Genomic DNA, 16,589 nt, shown 5'->3' with positions numbered 1-16,589 from the left:
TGCTACCGACTAGCCCTTCTTCGGGCGGGGGGTCGGCGGCGAGAGCAGCAGCGCGGAGCCGCCTCCGAGGAGGGCGAGATACGCGCACTCGCGGGAGTCGCGGTAGAAGCCTTCGGCCTCGCCCGGGTTGAGCGCCTCGTCGAGGTCGAGCTCGATGTCGGTGGCAGTGGTTTCTGTCGTGTACATGGGTGATGCCCCGTCCTGTGGGAAATGGGGTTGCCGTACGTTCCGAGTGGAATGCACGGAATGCGAACCCGCAAATCAGATGGGGCGGCCAGGGAAATTCTGTATTTAATTGAATGGTGAATTCACCGAGGCGGTTGTGGGGCTCTGGCCTGGTGTTATGTGCTCTTCGTTCGTCGGGCAGGGGGTGGTGCGCGGGGCGCATTCAGCATGTTGGGGCGTGCACCCGGGCCATCGATCGCCGAGCTATTGGGGTTGGCTGCGGCCGGTGCGTCAAGGTGAATCCCTATGCGTTCGGGGAGTCGGCTTCACCTGCCGGCCGGTCGTGTCGCGGGGCGACGCCCCGTACCGCTCGCGACGGCGCCGAGGGGCGGCCCTGTGGCCGTGCGGCCGGGCCTACGGGGCGTCCCGCTGTGCGGGCGGCGGCGGACCGGGCGGTGGCCGGGGCCGGCGCCGGGCTCAACCGCACCGAGTGCTGAACGGTTTCATCGGTCGTCATCACCCCGGTCGTCACGCAGGCGCGGAACGGCCACGCGCGAGGCCGGGGGCACCGGACCCGGCGTGGCACGTCCCGCGAGGAGCAGTCAGCCGACGGCCGGGGTCCCCGGCCCCGTGAAGTCGACCTCGGCTTCGGTGGAGCAGTGCCGGGTGCCGACGTCGCAGAGCCGGTAGGTGTAGGACGGGCGGCCCCGGCCGGCGATCCGGTCGGTGTACCGGCCGGTGTTGGGCACGGTGGCGACCACCTTGCCGTCACGGACCACCTCGACCTTTTCCGCGGTCGCGCCGTTCCAGGTCAGCGCGGCGGAACGGAGGCCCAGCCACCGGCTGCCCACGGCCTTCATCTCGTACCGTGCGCCGGTCCGGACCTTGACCACCTGTCCCGGTCCGGTCATCGTGCCGAAGTAGGAGTAGTCGCCGCGGGCGTCGACGACACCCGAGATGAGGGCGTCCTCGCCGGTGCCGAGGGTGGTGAACCCGTCGCCCTCGAACCGTTCCAGGTCGATGTTGACGACCCGGCCCGGCACGGACAGGGTCGCGAAGGACGCGTACCTGCCCGCCGGGTCGATCACGGCGGAGAAGAAGGCCCCGCCGCCCGACGGACTGATCGTTCCGGCGTGCTCGAAGGAGGAGAGGTCCACCCGGGCCACCTTGCCGCTGCCGCTTCCCTCACCGGTGCCGAAGTAGGCGTACGCGCCGCCCGGGTCCATCACTGCCGAGCGCAGGTAGGACTGTCCCTCCGGCAGGGCCAGCGAACCCGTCTCCTTCATGGTGGCGAGGTCGATCTTCACCACGTGTCCCTGCGGATAGGTCAGCGTTCCGAAGTAGGCAAACGCGCCCGCGGGGTCGATCACTCCGCTGCTGAGGTACTCCTCGCCCGCGCCGAGTGTGACCGCGCCGACGCGTGTGAAGGTCTCCAGGTCGACCTTCACCACCCGGCCCGGGTTGGTGCCGGTGCCGAAGTAGGCGTACTTGCCGGCCGGGTCGATCACCGCCGAGCGCAGATTGTCCTCGCCCTTGTCGAGCACGAGGATCTTGTCCATGGTGAAGCTCGCGAGATCGATCCGTACCACCCGGCCCGGATTGGCCGCGACGGCGAAGTACGCGTACTTGCCCGCCGGGTCCATCACGGCTGCCTGGAGCAGCTTCTGACCGATGCCCACCGAGGCGGTGCCCACGCGCTTGAACGTCTTCAGATCGACCTTGGCGATGTGACCGGGCAGCGGATCCATCGCGTTGGACGTTCCGAAGTAGGCGTAGCGCCCCTCGGGGTCGGCGACCGCGGCGTCCATGTTGCGCTCCGTACCGCTCATCCGCAGCGTGTCGGTCCGCGCGGGGACGACGGCGCCGGTACCGCTCACGGTCACGTTGCGGCGCTCGTACGTCGCGGTGTCGCGGAGGGAGACCGTGCCCTGCTGATCCCCCTTGGCGGTGGGGCGGAAGGAGATCTCGACCGTGCAGTGCTCCTTGCGGGCCAGCGTGAACGGGGCGAAGCCGCAGGTGCCGGCCTCGTGGACGAACGCGTGGTCGTGGTCGGTGATCGACCACACCGTGACCGGACGGCTGCCGTTGCTGGTCAGCGTGACGGTCACCGGGCCGCCGGTCGTGCCGATCGGCACCGTGCCGAACGACGTCCGGTCGACCGCCATGTCGAGAACCTTGCCCTTGCGGGCGGTGAGAGCGACATCGGCGGTCGTCGTGTTCCCCTCGGAGACCTCGACGGCCGTCGTCCTCGTGTCGTACGCCGGGGCCGAGGCCGACAAGCTGTAGCCGCTCACCGACGCAGGCATGGTGTAGCGGCCGTCGGCGCCGGTCTTGCGCGCAAGGCCCACCGGGTGGCCCTCGCCGTCCCGGAGGCCGACGGTGACGTCCGCGAGGGGTTCACCGTTCTCCGCGTCCGTCACCACGCCGGTGACGGTGCCGGTCGCACCCCGCGGGGCCTTCGTCACGGCGGCGTAGGCGTCCAGGCGCCCCTGCCCGTACACGTTGTTGTTGCCCGCAGTGCCGCCGCAGGAGACGTCGTCGACATCGACCGCCGTCTCGTCGAGCAGCCTGCGGGTCTCATCGATGTCGCGCGCGATCGACGGCGCGGCGGACCACAGGAGCGCGATGGCGCCGGCCACGTGCGGGGCGGCCATCGAGGTGCCGATGCCCACGGCGTACTTGCCGCCGGGGTACGTGGAGCGGATCGCGACACCGGGCGCCGACACGTTCGGCTTGATCAGGTCGTCACCGAACGCCGACGGGCCGCGGCTGGAGAACGAGGCGACGTTCCCGTCCGGGTCGAAGGCGCCGACGCCGTAACTCTCCTTCAGGTTGCCCGGATTGCCGTCCGTGGCACAGGAAGGCCCCTCGTTGCCGTTGGAGAAGACCGGGAAGATCCCGGCCGCCACCCACGCCGTGACCGTGTCCTTGAACCAGGGGTCGGCTTCGGCGTCCGCGCTGCCCCACGAGTTGTTGACGACATGCGGGCGCAGCTCGGGGCGGGGGTTCTTGCCGTTCACATCGGTCGGGGCCAGCATGAACTGCCCGGCAGCGAGCAGCGATCGCTGCGAACAGCTGCTGACCTCGCATCCCTTGGCGGAGATCCACTGGGCCTCCGGGGCGACGCCGACGTGGTTGCCGGGGCCGTCGTCGCCGACCATCGTGCCGATCGTGTGGGTGCCGTGCCCGACGTTGTCGCAGGGTATGCGTTCGATGATGCCGCAGACCCGGCCCGGGTCGTACCAGTTGTAGTCGTGGGTGAAGGTTCCGTCGCCGTTGTTGCCGCGGTACTGCTTCACCAGCGCCGGGTGGTCGAACTGCGCGCCGGAGTCGATGCTGCCGACGACGATCCCCTGACCGGCGGCGCCGTACTCGTCCCACACCTTTGGGGCGCCGATCCGGTCCACGCCCCACTCCACGTCCTCGACGGCGGGCTCGGCGGAGGCGGCGGTGAGCTTCGGCAGTGCGTAGGTGCGGTCGGCTGTGACCCGCTCGACCCCCGGCAGCTTCTCGATCTCGGCGAGGAGGGCCGAGTCGCCGGTCACCTGGACGGTGTTGGCGAGCCAGTACGGCGTGTAGCTGTACGCCTCCGTGTGCGCGGACCGGTTCGCCCCGGCCCTGTGGAGCACGTCGATCAGGCCGGCCTGACTGGTGGCCGCGGTCTTCACCAGGCGGCTGCGCACTTCGCGGCCCTGCCGGGCCCGGTCCTTGATCCTCGCGGCTGCGGTGAGGTCGGCCTTGTCCTTGAAGTAGACCCAGAAAGTCGACCGGCCCTTGCCCGCGAGGTCCTGCGTGACCTTGCGTTCGACAACGGGGCCGGGGTCCTGGCCAGGAGCAGCCGGTGCGGCAGTGGCGACGGCCGGGAGGCCGGCAGCGGCCAGCCCGGCGGCCAGGAGGAGTGCCCAGGCACGCGGCAGACCGGTGCGCCGGGCACCCCTTCTCTTGCTTGACGTGGGCTTCACAGCGGTTCGAACCCTTCCTCGTACGACTCGTGGTCGCGGTCCTGGCCCTCGTGCTGGTCCGCGGAGGGCGACAACGGGGTATCCACCGATGGCGGTTGGCTGTCGGTGTCGGGGTCGACGGGGTGCGGACTGTTCATGACCGCTCAGCCTCATGGCGCCGAGCGCGGCGTGCGAGTGTGCAGATGACCCAATCAATGGGCGCAAGGGCGGCCGCGGCCCGTGCGTCGCTCAGTGGGTCGTTCCGTCGGAAGCGCTGTCGCTCCCCGTGGCCAGGAGCCCGGCCTCCATCGCGGTGGTGGCTGCCGCGGTCCGCGTAGTGACGTGCAACTTCCGCATGGCCGACTCCAGATGGCGGCCCACGGTGCGGGGTGACAGGAACAGTTCCTCAGCGGCTTCACGGTTGGTCAGGCCCCGCGCCACCAGGACCAGCACCTCGCGCTCCCGCGGCGAGAGCGCGTCGCCGTAGCCGCGCCGGCCGCGCCGCCAGGTGCGGACGACGTCCTCACCCTGTTCACGCAGGACGCGGGCGATCCGGTCGCCGTCACGGGCCGCGCCCAGCGCCGTCAGCCTCGTCCGGACATCGCGCAGAACGCCGAGCCCGTCAGCGCGCCGCCCGTCCGCGAGAAGGCACCGGCCGACGCCTTCGAGGGCCAGCAGTTCGTCGTACGGGCGGGGGATACCGGCCCAGACCGAGGCCGCCGAACGGTAGAGCTCCGCCGCCCCGGCAACGTCCTCGTCGTGCTCGGCCAGCACCGCCCCGCAGAGGTGGACCGCACCGGCGGCCACGGGCGCGAGCGACGGCTCGACGGCCCGGGTGAAGGCGCCGACGAAGGCCTCGGCCTCCGCGCGGCGGCCCGAACGCGCCAACGCCTCGGCGTGCAGCGGCGCGAGGTCGGCGAACCAGAGCCACACCCCTTTGGCCGCGACCGCCTCTGCGGCGGGCGCGGTGACGTCGAGCGCCCGCTGCGCATCGCCGTCCTGGAGCGCTCGCCGGCCGAGGAAAGCCCAGGGCAGCAGCGCCACCGGTTCGGCGATGCCGAGGACGGTCAGCTGCCGGGCCACCGTCCGCAGTTCCGTCTCGTTCTCCAGGCCCGCCTCGCTCGCCCCGCGGACCAGGCCGGCGAGGAGCCGGGCCACCAGCGCGTCGTGCACCTCGGTCGTCTCCGCGTCCGCCAATCGGCGCATCGCCGGGGCGAGGCCGTCCCAGGCGCCGGTGTGCCAGGCGAGCGTGGCCTCGATGAGTCGTGACCCCTCGGCGACCCGGTGGTGCTCGGCGTCGGGGATCAGCGCGGCTGCCGCACGCAGCAGGCCCCGGGTCTCCTCGTACCGGCCCCACGGCAGCGCGGCCGCCGCCACGTTGAGCAGGCCTGTGGCGTGCACGCTCATGTCGCGTGGGCCCGTATGCGCGGGGCGGTGCAGCGCGCCAATCGAGGCCCACGCCGACGCGTCGCCGAGCAGCAGGAGCGTCGCGGCCCGAGCCGTGCCGACGGCGACGCGCAGGTGCGTGGAGTCGGCACGGGCCGCGTGCTCCTCGGCGCGACTCAGCCATCCGAGGTGACGGGTCGCCGGCCAGCCGGGCACGACGGGCATGGCGAGGCTGCACATGGTGATCCCGGCGAGGTCCGGGCGGTGGCCGAGGTCGGGGACGGTGGCCTCGAACTCGGTGAACGCGGCCCGGCGCCGTCCCGCGCGCCACAGCATCCGGCCGAGCAGCAGGCGCAGTTCGCCTCCGTCGGCTTTGCCGACGCGTGGGTCGGCGATGACCCGGTGGATCGCCTCGACCGCCGTGTCGACGATGTCGCCGAGCGCGGCGCCGCCGTAGAACACGGCCTCACCGAGCTTCGTGGCGAGCCGTCTGCGCCGCTCGGCCGGCCCGTGCACGGCGTCGGTGTCGGGAGCGGTGTCCACTTCGGTGTCGAGGAGTTGGAGCAGCAGTCCCACCGCGTTGCGGTCGTCGCCGGACTCCAGGGCGACGTCCGCGCCGGCCTCCGCGTACCGGCACCAGGCGCCCAGCTCGCCGGCCTCACGGCTGTGGTGGGCGAGGCGTTCCAGCGCGTCCGGGGCCCGCCGCGCCCAGACGTCCGTCGCGCGGGCGTGCAGCAGGCGACGCCGCGAGACGGGCATCGACTCACCGACCGCCTGGGCGTCGAGGCCGTGCCGGAAGACGAACCGCCCGGCCCCGCTCTCCTGCAGCAGACCCGCCGACAGTGCCACCGCGAGCCCCTCGCCGGCCTCAGCGCGCGAGATCCCGGCGACCTCGGCGAGCATCGCCGCGTCGGCCGGCATGCCGAGTACGGCAGCGGTCTCCAGCAGGCGGCGGCCCACGCCGGGGATCCTGGTCAGCCGTTCGAGGACCGAGTCGCGTACGGTGGCCGGCACTTCGAGATCGCCGAGGACCCGGCGGATCCATCGACCACCGCGGCGGACCACGTCGCGCCGGTCCGCCAGCAGCCGGACACATTCCTCCACCGCGAGCGGGACCCCGTCCGTACGTTCCCGCAGGAACGCGGCGAAGTCCGCCGAGACCTGCTCCCCGTCGAACATCGATCCGACGAGCTGACCGGTCTCCCTCACGGAGAGCGGGCCCAGGGCGATCCGTACGAGGCGCATCCCCGCGGGGGAGCGTGAGGTGAGCCGCAGCAGGGCTGGTGCCTCGGCGACCTCGGCCGGCCGGTAGGTGACGACGAGCGACCGGTTGCCTCCGCCGGACGCCACCAGGGTGAGGAGCAGCTCCAGGGTGGTGGTGTCCGCCCAGTGGGCGTCCTCGAGGACCAGGACGTCCACGGCGAGCCGGTCGAGCAGCTCGCCGAGAGCGCGGAACAGGCGGTGCCGAGTCGCCCCCGCCGTCTCCAGCGGATCGAGCGGTGGTGGGAGCAGCCGTGCCCACTCGGGGAACAGCGGCCTCAGCGCGCCGGCCATCGGGCTGAGCCCGTCCGGAACCCGGTCCGGGCTCAGCCGGCGGATGCCGTCGACGACCGGCCCGAGCGGGAACGGCTCGGACAGCGCCGGCGCGGTGCACCAGAGCACGGTCCGGCCGGCGGCTTCCCCGAGGACGTGACGCACCAGACGGCTCTTCCCGATGCCCGGTTCGCCTTCCACGACGACGAGGGCCGAGCCGTCACCGATCTCACCGACGAGGGCGGCCACCTCCGCCTCGCGGCCGACGAACCGCGGACCGACACCGACCGTCACGCGGCTTCCCCCTCACTGCCTCGCCCCGAGCCCGACGACCACAGCGGCGATCATGGCAGAGGTTCCGGACGGCGGGACAGTGCCTCGAACGGCCGGGGCGCCGGGGTGTACGGGGCGTAGGGCGCGTACGGCGCGGGACGGATGATTCGGACACCAGACACCAGACGCCAGACACCGGGCACCGGGCGGTGGTCGACGGTCACCGGTTGCCGGGCGGCGGACATCGAGCGGTCGACGGGCGGTGGACACCGGCCGGTCGACACCGGACACCGGCCGCCGGGCTGCCGGTGTCCGGCGAAGGTGGCTCAGTGCCCGTCGCCGCCTCCCGCCAGCTCCCCGAGCAGTTCCCATGTCCGGCGCCGGTCCGCCTCCCCGGCCAGATCCGTCCCCGCGAACACCACCTCGGTCGCCCCGGCGTCCCGGTAGCGCCGCACCTCGGCGGCCACCGTCCTCTCGTCGCCGATCACGGCCACGTCACCGGCCCGCCGGGCGCCCGAGAGCTCGACGGCCCGTGCGTAGGAGGGGAACTGCTCGTAGAACGCGAGCTGCTCGGTGGCGGTCCTGCGTGCGGCGTCGGGGGTGGCGGTGACGACGCCGTGGACCAGGGCCACGATGCGGGGCGCGGGGCGGCCCGCGGCCTCGGCGGCGGCGGTGACCGCAGGGACGATGTGCTCGGCCAGGGCCCGGGGGCCCGCGAGGTACGGGAGGATGCCGTCCGCGAGCTCGCCGCTGACCCGGAGCGCCTGCGGGCCCATCGCGGCCACGAGCAGGGGGACGCCGCCCTCCGCCCCGGGCACGCGCGCCGGGAGCGGGGTGCGCGCAGTGAGCAGCTCGCCTTGGAAGTCGGCGTTGCCGGTCTCGGTGAGCTGTCGCAGTGCGGTGAGAAACTCGCGCAGACGGGCGATGGGGCGTTCGTAGGGGATGCCGAAGGCCGCCTCGGTCAGCGGTTTCGTACCGAGTGCGAGCCCGAGGTGGTAGCGGCCGTGCGTGGCGGCCTGTGCGGTCTGGGCCTGGCCGGCGACGAGCAGCGGGTGGCGTCCGAAGACGGGGATCGCCGACGTGCCCACCTGTAGGCCCGGTACCTCGCGCCCCACGATCGCCGCGAGCTGCGGGGAATCGGCACCGAAGGTCTGCCCGAACCAGGCGGACCGCAGCCCCGCGGCAGCGGCCTCCCGGGCGAGACGCACGGTGGCATCGATCTGGTTGTCGGATCCGGTCGCGCTGAGCGCTACTCCCACAGTCATATGAGGCAGAACCAGGGGCAGTTGGCCGCACATTCCGGTTCCCGTATGACGACTTCGTGTCCGCGGTGTGAACGCGTTCGGACCCCGTCCGACGCGCCTCGTGCCGGGTGGCTCCGCACTGCTCCACGGCGCCGGGCGGGACCGTTTGGAAGATCAAAAGAGCGACGGGTTACCATATGAGCGCCGCCTAGCTCGAAAGATAAACCTGTGACTGTCAATGACGACTCGTTCACCAACTGGATGCACCGCGAGGAGATCGCGGAGTCGATGATCCCGATCATCGGGAAGCTGCACCGCGAGAGGGACGTCACCGTCCTTCTGCACAGCCGCTCCCTGGTGAACAAGTCGGTGGTGAGCATCCTCAAGACCCACCGATTCGCCCGGCAGATCGACGGCGAGGAGCTCTCGGTCACCGAGACCCTGCCGTTCCTCCAGGCCCTCACCACGCTCGATCTCGGGCCCTCCCAGATCGACATCGGCATGCTCGCCGCGACGTACAAGGCCGATGACCGCGGCCTTTCCGAGGCGGAGTTCACCGCCGGCGCCGTCGAAGGCGCCACGGGTGCCAACAAGATCGAGCGCCGTGAGTCCCGCGACGTCGTGCTGTACGGTTTCGGCCGCATCGGCCGTCTGCTGGCCCGGCTGCTCATCGAGAAGGCAGGTTCCGGCAACGGACTGCGGCTGCGCGCCATCGTCGTCCGCAAGGGTGCGGGCCAGGACATCGTGAAGCGCGCCTCGCTGCTGCGCCGTGACTCCATCCACGGTCAGTTCCAGGGCACGATCACCGTCGACGAGGCGAACAGCAAGATCATCGCCAATGGCAACGAGATCCAGGTGATCTACTCCGACGACCCGACGTCGGTGGACTACACGGCGTACGGCATCAACGACGCCATCCTGATCGACAACACCGGGAAGTGGCGCGACCGCGAGGGCCTCTCCAACCACCTGCGCCCGGGCATCGACAAGGTCGTCCTGACCGCGCCGGGCAAGGGTGACGTCCTCAACGTCGTGCACGGCGTGAACCACGACATGATCAAGCCGGACGAGCAGATCATCTCCTGCGCCTCCTGCACCACCAACGCGATCGTCCCGCCGCTCAAGGCGATGGCGGACGAGTACGGGGTCCTGCGCGGGCACGTGGAGACCATCCACTCGTTCACCAACGACCAGAACCTGCTGGACAATTACCACAACTCCGACCGCCGCGGCCGCTCCGCGCCGCTCAACATGGTGATCACCGAGACCGGCGCAGCCTCCGCCGTCGCCAAGGCGCTCCCCGACCTCGAAGCGACGATCACGGGCAGCTCCATCCGGGTGCCGGTGCCGGATGTCTCCATCGCCATCCTCAGCCTGAAGCTCGGCCGTGAGACCACGCGCGAGGCGGTCCTCGACTACCTCCGTGACGTGTCGCTGACCTCGCCGCTCAAGCGCCAGATCGACTTCACGACCGCCCCCGACGCGGTGTCGAGCGACTTCATCGGCTCACGTCACGCCTCCATCGTCGACGCGGGCCCCACCCAGGTCGACGGCGACAACGCGATCCTCTACCTCTGGTACGACAACGAGTTCGGCTACTCCTGCCAGGTCATCCGGGTCGTGCAGCACGTCTCCGGCGTGGAGTACCCGACGTACCCCGTACCGGTTCACTGATCCCGGCGCTTCCCTGACGCCACGCGGGCCGGTCCCACCCGCATCGGCGGGTGGGACCGGCCCCGTGCGCGTCAGCCGGACACCGGGGCCGGCGCCGCGGCGTAGCCGGTGGCCCGGGTGGTGAACGTGCCCCGGCCCTGCGTCCGGCTGCGCAGCCGCGTCGCGTAGCCGAACAGCTCGGCCAGCGGCACGGTCGCCGTGATCACCGCCGCACCGGCCCGTGCCGTGGAGCCGGACACCCGGCCGCGCCGCGCGGCCAGATCGCCGAGCACGCCGCCGACGGCCTCGTCGGGCACCGTCGCCGTGAGCTCGACCACCGGCTCCAGCAGCACCATCGCACTGGAGCGCAGCGCCTCGCGCAGCGCGAAACGGCCGGCGGTACGGAACGCCATCTCCGAGGAATCCTTCGGATGGGTGGCGCCATCCGTCAGCGTCACCCGCACCCCGGTCACCGGATGCCCGCCGACGGGCCCCTCCAGCAGGGCGTCCCGGCAGCCGGCCTCGACCGCCCGCACGTACTCCTGCGGGACCCGTCCGCCGACGACCGCCGAACGGAACACGAACTCCACCGCGCCCGCGGTGCCGCCGGTCTCGTCCTGCCATGGCTCGACGTCGATGACGACATGGGCGAACTGCCCGGCTCCGCCGTCCTGTTTGACGTGCCGGTAGACCAGACCGGAAACGCCACGGGTGACCGTCTCCCGGTAGGCGACCTGTGGCCGGCCGACCCGGACCTCCAGCCCGTGGGCGCGGCGGATCTTCTCCGCCGCCACCTCCAGATGGAGTTCGCCCATGCCCGAGAGCACCGTCTGACCCGTCTCGGAGTCCGTCCGGACCGCGAGCGACGGATCCTCCTCGACCAGCCGTACGAGCGCTGCCATCAGCCGTTCCGTGTCACTGCTCCGACTCGCCTCCACGGCCACCGACACGACCGGATCGGCCACTGTCGGCGGTTCCAGGACGAGCGGGGCGTCCGGTGCGCACAGGGTGGCACCGGCCCGGGCGGCCTTGGGGCCGATGACCGCGACGATGTCCCCGGCCACCGCCGTGTCGACGTCGACATGGCGGTCTGCCTGGACCCGCAGGATCCGGCCGATGCGTTCGCTGCGCCGGGCGCCGACGTCCAGCACCGTCTCCCCCTTCCGGATCGTTCCCGAGTACACCCGCAGATAGGTCAGCCGGCCCGTCGCGGTCGCGTTGACCTTGAATGCGAGCGCGGCGAACGGCGCCGACGGATCGGCGGCCCGCTCCTGCACCGCCTCGCCGAGCGTGCCCCGTACGGGCGGCACGTCCAACGGGGAGGGCAGATACGCCACGACGGCCTCCAGCAACGGTTCGACACCGCGGTTGCGGTAGGCCGAACCGCACAGCACCACGACCCCCTCGCCGGTACGGGTCAGCTCGCGCAGCGCGCCGGCCAGCGTCCGCCCGGAGAGCTCCGACCGGGCGCAGAACTCCTCCAGCGCGCCCGGGTGGAGCTCCGCCACCGTCTCCTCGAGGAGCCGCCGGCGGCGCTGTGCCTCGTCCCGGAGCTCATCGGGTACGTCCCCCTCCTCGTACGTGCCGCTGCCGTCCGCCCAGACGAGCGCCCGCATGCGGAGCAGATCCACCACTCCGGTGAACCCGTCCTCGTGCCCGATCGGCAGCTGGACCACGAGCGGAATCACGTGCAGCCGCTCCCGGATCGACGCGACCGCCGTGTCGAGGTCCGCGCCGGCCCGGTCGAGCTTGTTGACGAACGCGATGCGCGGCACGGCGTGCCGGTCGGCCTGGCGCCACACGGACTCGCTCTGCGGCTCCACTCCCGCGACCGCGTCGAACACGGCGATCGCGCCGTCCAGTACCCGCAGCGAACGCTCGACCTCGTCGGCGAAGTCGACGTGGCCCGGGGTGTCGATCAGGTTGATCCGGTGGCCCGCCCAGGTGCAGCTCACGGCGGCGGCGAAGATGGTGATGCCGCGGTCGCGTTCCTGGGAGTCGAAGTCGGTGATGGTCGTGCCGTCGTGAACCTCGCCGCGCTTGTGGGTTGTTCCGGTGGCGTAGAGGATCCGCTCGGTGACGGTGGTCTTGCCGGCGTCGACGTGGGCGAGGATGCCCAGATTGCGAACACCGGTGAGTGCGCTGGTGTGTTGACGGTGCAGTTCGGTACGCACGGTCCGTGCCTTTCGGGGTGATCCGGAAGAAGACGGCGCGATGCCCGGACGAAGCGGCCCGCGATGGGGTGCCGCGGAACCCTTCCCGTCCACGGCGCGATACGCGAGGACGGTCCGTCAGGAGACGTACGGGGTTCAGGGGTTCGTCACGGAGTCCGGGGCCGGCCGCGCAGCCGGCGCCGGGCGGAGGTAGACACCAGGATCACCTCGTACCGCGACAGGGGAACGACGACAGCGGTGCGGTAGCACACGGCAGGTCTCCCCTCGATGGTCACGGCGCGCGCCGCGGCGGAGTGCCGGGGCGCGATTACGTGGTGAGTCTAGGGAACGGGGCGCGGGTGGGGGAACCGGTTTTCGGGCTGTGCGACGCCGTGGCGGTCAGGACCCCTACCCCACACCGGGTATGGCCATCGGGCTGAGGCGCCGGCGGCCGACGCGGCTCATCCGTACATCGACGCGGGTGATCGGGGACGGATCCGTTGCGCGTCGCGTGCAACCATCCGGGATCGTCGTCCGTCACCCCTGACACGCCGAGTGCGAGGGGGAGCGTCATGAGAGCTGTCCGGGTGCTTCTGCCGGTACTTCGGCCGTTGGCCGGACGGGACGGGCACGGGCGAGGCGGGATGCTGCTCGCGGCCGCGCTGCTCCGGTGCTCCTCGCCCCACTGGGCGCCCCGCCGGCCGCAGCCGCTGGAGCGACGGCTGGCCTGGGGCGCGGAGGCCGTCGCCCTGTCCCGGGCCGCTGTGTTCCGTGCGCGGTCCGGCGCTCCTGGCCTGCTCGCCCGTTCGCTCGCCCTGCACGCCCAACTGCTGCTCCAGGCAGGCAGATACGCGGAGGCGCTCGCCGAGTCCGAGGACTCTCTGACGGCCCCGGACGCCCACGTCCCCTCGCAGCGGACCGCGTTCGGCCACCTCGTGAAGACCCACGCGCTGGCCCGGCTGGACCGGGCCGACGAGGCGCTCGTGGCCGCCCGCGACAGCGTGGCCGCCTACCGGTCGGCGGTGCCCCGCCGGGCCGACCTGCCTCTGGGCAGCACAGCAGCCGCTTTGCGCGCGCAGGCATGGGTCCTGGGCAGGGCCGGGCGTACAGCGGAGTCCGTCACGGTCTACTTCGAGTGTGCCGAACTGTTGCGTGCGTTGTCCGTGTGGCGGCAGGCACGGCTGGTCGTGCTCCAGACCAGGGTGCTGGCCGAACTGATCGGCGGACTGCGCGTGCTCGGCCGTTTCGGGGAGGCGGCGGCGGTGGGCGACGACTTCAGGGAGCGCGTCCCTCCCTTCGTCCCGTGGCTCTACCCGGAAGCCCGGTTGCTGCGTGCCGCGTTGCTCATCGACCTGGCATGGTGCCTCGGTGCAGGCGGCGACCTTCCTGGCGCGCGCGCCACGGCCGAGGAGTCCGTGGCATGTTGCCGGGCCTTGCGCGTCAGTGACCCGGCAGTGGGTGACTCGGTGCTCGTGCTCGCCCTGGACTGTCTGGCCCACCACCTCGACCGACTGGACGCCCACGCCGAGGAGAGGGTGGTGAGCGAGGAACTCGTACGAATCCGTGAGCAGTTGGCCGTCACGGACCCGGACGAGCACGAGCCCGGACTCGCCGCCGCCCTCGACTCGCTCGCACGGTGCCACAGACGCGACGGAGAAGGCCCCGAGTCCGTTGCCGTCACCGAACGCGGTGTGGAGCTCTACCGCCGTGCCGTCGGGCGCGACCCCCTTCTGTACGAGGGAGAGCTGGCCCGCACGCTGTGCAACCTCAGTATCCGGCGGCGCATGACGGACGACGCGACCGGAGCGATGGCCGCTGGGGACGAGGGGCTGGCGATCACCCGTCGCCTTGCCGAGTCCGGCGGGGAAGAGCTCCGCCCGCTTGTCGCCGACCGGCTGCGGATCCTCGGCCGGGCCCGCTACCGGGCGGCGGACGACGAAGGGGCCGCGGCCTGCTTCGAGGAGGCCGAGACGGTCCTGCGGGAACTCATGGAGGCGGGAGACCCGAGAGCGCACGAGGCCGGGCTTGCCGCCGCACAGTCCGCGCTCGCCAAGGCGCTGGGCGCGGCGGCGGACGGCCACCTCGACGCCGGCCGAACCGACGAGGCGGTGGCCGCCCTGCGCCGGCTCAGTGAACTCACCGGGCGCACCGCGCTGACCGATGTCCACGCGGAATGTGTCAGCGCCTTCGTGCGGTCGCGCGACCGGGATGCCGAAGGAACGGGTGAGGCCTGGCGGCGGATGACGGGGGAGGCGTGGCCGTCCTTCGTCTACCGGTTGGGCTGAGTGAGACCGCGGACCGCGCCCGCTGCCCGGTGCACACCGAGCCGGGCCCGGGGAGTCAGCGTCCTGCACCGGCGCAGCGCGCTCCTGCCGCAGCCCCGCCACTCGGCGGGGGAGACGCCCGGGCCGTGACCGGTGCGGGTGATCAGCGCGTTCACGGGGCCCATCGGGTCCAGCGCCATGGTGCGGGCCAGCAGGACGCCGATCACCAGAGGGGCGAAGGTGACGGCCAGTGTGGTGCCGGTGCTGGTCACCTGCTGGATGCGGGGGCGCGGTGCGTCGGGAGCCATGACCCCATTCCAGCAACGGCCGGGCGGTGCGGGATCGGGTGACGTACTCAGAGCGCACGGCCCGGGTACTCACCCGGGCCGTGCGGGAGCGACCGGCGAAGCGTGCTCTACGCGTTGGTGCCCGGACCGGAACCCGTGCCCGAGGCGGCCTTGATGCCCTTGGTGATGGTGTCCAGCACGGAGAGCCCGGGCGCCTTGGGATTGATGTCGAAGCCGGAGCGGACGACGATCAGCAGGTCCGCGGACTGGGGGGAGGGGAACGCCAGGGATTCGACGTAGCCGTCGTCGCCGGTCTTCGTGACCACCTTCCAGCGCACCCGGTAGCCCTGCTGACCGGCCACCGTGACCGCCTCGGACTTCAGCTGCTCGTGCGAGGTGATGCCGCCGTAGATCTTCTCGCCGTACGACTCCTCGGCGTTGGCCGCGATGTCCTTCTCGGCCGTGGCCTTCGCGGTCCTGGTGGTCAGCTTCAGTGCGGCGGCCGGTACGGAGAACACGCCGCCGCGCACGCACTTCTGTCCGGTGTCGCCGGGGCAGGTGTACGTACCGGTGGTCACGCCCGCCCCCATGCCCGACTCGCCCGTCCAGCCGTCGGGGACCGGGATGCTGATGCCGCTGGCCATGTCCGTCGCGTAGCCGTCCTCGGTCTGGGGCTGCTGCTGCTCGGGGGACTGCTCGCCGCCGTTGCCGCCGCTGCCGCCCGGTGCGCCGGGCCGGCGGCTGGGGTCCGGGGACGGCGAGGCGGACGGGGCCGTTGCGGAGTTGTTGCCGGTCGTACCGGAATCGTCGTTCAGCAGGTACACGCCGCCGCCGATGGCCGCGAGGACCACCACGGCCGCCGTGACACCGGCGCCGATGCGTATGCGCCGGCTGCGGAGGGCGGCGGGCGGGACCCGGAGCTGATCGGTCCACTGAGTGCCGTCCCACCAGCGTTCCTGGATGGGGCCAAATCCTGTGTACCCGGGGTCTGGATGCCAGCCGGGCGGGCTCGTCTGCGTCACGGCAGCCACCGTAGTCGGACTGCGTGAGAATCCTATGAACCGGATGGAGCCATGCCGTCCGACATGTGGGGCATGGGTGGGCTTGGGGGAGCTGCGCGAAGCCCTGGACCTCGACCCCGGTACGCCGCATCGAGACGCTGCTCGACCGCCTTCCCGGCATGGCGCTCGCCGTCGGCATCGCGCTCCGGGCGCTGTTCGGCGCCTTCCCGCCCGGACCTCGCCCTCGCCGTGCCCGGGAGGGGGTGCGGGTGCGACCGGCGCCCGCCATGCCGGGAGGCGGTACGGCCGGCGCCCGCCGTGCCCCCTCCCGTACGGTTCGCGGGAGCGGGGGACGGCGGGCGCGGCGGGGACGCCGCCCTTCGCCGGCCCAACCGGAAACCGTCGGGGAAACCGTGGGAAGGCGAACGATGAGCGAGAGTCCCGCCGTACGGATCGAGCGCGACGGCCCCGTGTTCACGGTGATCCTGTCCCGGCCCGGGGTCCGCAACGCGGTCGACGGCCCAACCGCACGCCAACTCGCGGATGCCTTCCGAGCGTTCGACGCCGATCCCGATGCTGCCGTCGCGGTGCTGTGGGGCGAGGACGGCACCGCGTCCGGTGCCGATCGACTTGAGGTCGGCGCCCGCGCAGAACGTGCCGTCCTCGCCCCACAGCACCGCGACGGCAGC

Annotated in this window: 10 protein-coding genes and 1 pseudogene; 3 read left to right on the top strand and 8 right to left on the bottom strand. The window is 72.1% G+C overall.

All coding sequences use genetic code 11. The features are described from left to right. Positions 1–9 precede the first annotated feature (9 nt). The 5 genes from JGS39_RS13255 to JGS39_RS13235 all read right to left on the bottom strand — a co-directional run bounded on the left by JGS39_RS13255 (position 10) and on the right by JGS39_RS13235 (position 8,563). Positions 10–186, bottom strand: a complete 177-nt coding sequence (locus tag JGS39_RS13255; RefSeq protein ID WP_219569054.1) for a hypothetical protein — start codon at positions 184–186, stop codon at positions 10–12. A 581-nt stretch (positions 187–767) separates the two neighbouring features. Further along, positions 768–4,127 carry a S8 family serine peptidase gene (locus JGS39_RS13250; RefSeq protein ID WP_219569053.1) on the bottom strand — a complete coding sequence of 1,120 codons (3,360 nt, stop codon included), beginning with the start codon at positions 4,125–4,127 and terminating at the stop codon, positions 768–770. Beyond that, positions 4,124–4,264 (bottom strand): hypothetical protein, encoded by a 141-nt coding sequence (locus JGS39_RS13245; RefSeq protein WP_219569052.1) that lies wholly within the window; start codon positions 4,262–4,264, stop codon positions 4,124–4,126. The genes JGS39_RS13250 and JGS39_RS13245 overlap by 4 nt, the downstream gene beginning before the upstream one ends. 91 nt (positions 4,265–4,355) lie before the next feature. Next, the gene (locus JGS39_RS41655) at positions 4,356–7,319 is read right to left on the bottom strand and encodes an ATP-binding protein (RefSeq protein WP_219569051.1); all 2,964 of its coding nucleotides are present in this window, start codon (positions 7,317–7,319) and stop codon (positions 4,356–4,358) included. Between the two features lie 305 nt (positions 7,320–7,624). Beyond that, entirely contained in the window at positions 7,625–8,563 is a 939-nt protein-coding gene (locus JGS39_RS13235; protein WP_219569050.1) for a TIGR03564 family F420-dependent LLM class oxidoreductase, read from the bottom strand. A 207-nt stretch (positions 8,564–8,770) separates the two neighbouring features. On the opposite strand from JGS39_RS13235, the gene JGS39_RS13230 reads away from it, so the two are divergent. Then, positions 8,771–10,216: a glyceraldehyde-3-phosphate dehydrogenase gene (locus JGS39_RS13230; protein ID WP_219569049.1), complete on the top strand. Its 1,446-nt coding sequence runs from the start codon at positions 8,771–8,773 to the stop codon at positions 10,214–10,216. Between the two features lie 71 nt (positions 10,217–10,287). Here the strand turns inward: JGS39_RS13230 and fusA are convergent, their stop codons facing one another. Next, the gene (fusA, locus tag JGS39_RS13225; protein ID WP_219569048.1) at positions 10,288–12,369 is read right to left on the bottom strand and encodes an elongation factor G; all 2,082 of its coding nucleotides are present in this window, start codon (positions 12,367–12,369) and stop codon (positions 10,288–10,290) included. A 551-nt stretch (positions 12,370–12,920) separates the two neighbouring features. Here fusA and JGS39_RS13220 point away from each other — a divergent pair. Next, on the top strand, positions 12,921–14,633 hold the full coding sequence (locus JGS39_RS13220) for a hypothetical protein (protein ID WP_219569047.1): 1,713 nt from the start codon (positions 12,921–12,923) through the stop codon (positions 14,631–14,633). Here the strand turns inward: JGS39_RS13220 and JGS39_RS13215 are convergent. Together JGS39_RS13215 and JGS39_RS13210 are read right to left on the bottom strand one after the other, a co-directional pair. Continuing rightward, positions 14,618–14,920: a hypothetical protein gene (locus JGS39_RS13215; protein ID WP_219569046.1), complete on the bottom strand. Its 303-nt coding sequence runs from the start codon at positions 14,918–14,920 to the stop codon at positions 14,618–14,620. The genes JGS39_RS13220 and JGS39_RS13215 overlap by 16 nt on opposite strands. A gap of 107 nt (positions 14,921–15,027) precedes the next feature. Next, positions 15,028–15,921 (bottom strand): DUF2510 domain-containing protein, encoded by an 894-nt coding sequence (locus JGS39_RS13210; RefSeq protein ID WP_219569045.1) that lies wholly within the window; start codon positions 15,919–15,921, stop codon positions 15,028–15,030. Positions 15,922–16,328: 407 nt separating this feature from the next. Here JGS39_RS13210 and JGS39_RS13205 point away from each other — a divergent pair. Continuing rightward, positions 16,329–16,589, top strand: a pseudogene (locus tag JGS39_RS13205) (crotonase/enoyl-CoA hydratase family protein); the annotation flags it as partial.

The sequence above is a fragment of the Streptomyces poriferorum genome (assembly GCF_019399235.1).
GTDB classification, from domain to species: Bacteria; Actinomycetota; Actinomycetes; order Streptomycetales; family Streptomycetaceae; genus Streptomyces; species Streptomyces poriferorum.
Note: the sequence above shows the minus strand (reverse complement) of the source record. Positions and strands in the feature narration are given on the sequence as shown.

Bases quoted from the DNA above. Each gene is read 5' to 3' on its own strand.
- JGS39_RS13255 (WP_219569054.1), bottom strand. From the start codon at position 186: ATGTACACGACAGAAACCACTGCCACCGACATCGAGCTCGACCTCGAC.
- JGS39_RS13245 (WP_219569052.1), bottom strand. From the start codon at position 4,264: ATGAACAGTCCGCACCCCGTCGACCCCGACACCGACAGCCAACCGCCA.
- JGS39_RS13235 (WP_219569050.1), bottom strand. From the start codon at position 8,563: ATGACTGTGGGAGTAGCGCTCAGCGCGACCGGATCCGACAACCAGATC.
- JGS39_RS13220 (WP_219569047.1), top strand. From the start codon at position 12,921: ATGAGAGCTGTCCGGGTGCTTCTGCCGGTACTTCGGCCGTTGGCCGGA.
- JGS39_RS13215 (WP_219569046.1), bottom strand. From the start codon at position 14,920: ATGGCTCCCGACGCACCGCGCCCCCGCATCCAGCAGGTGACCAGCACC.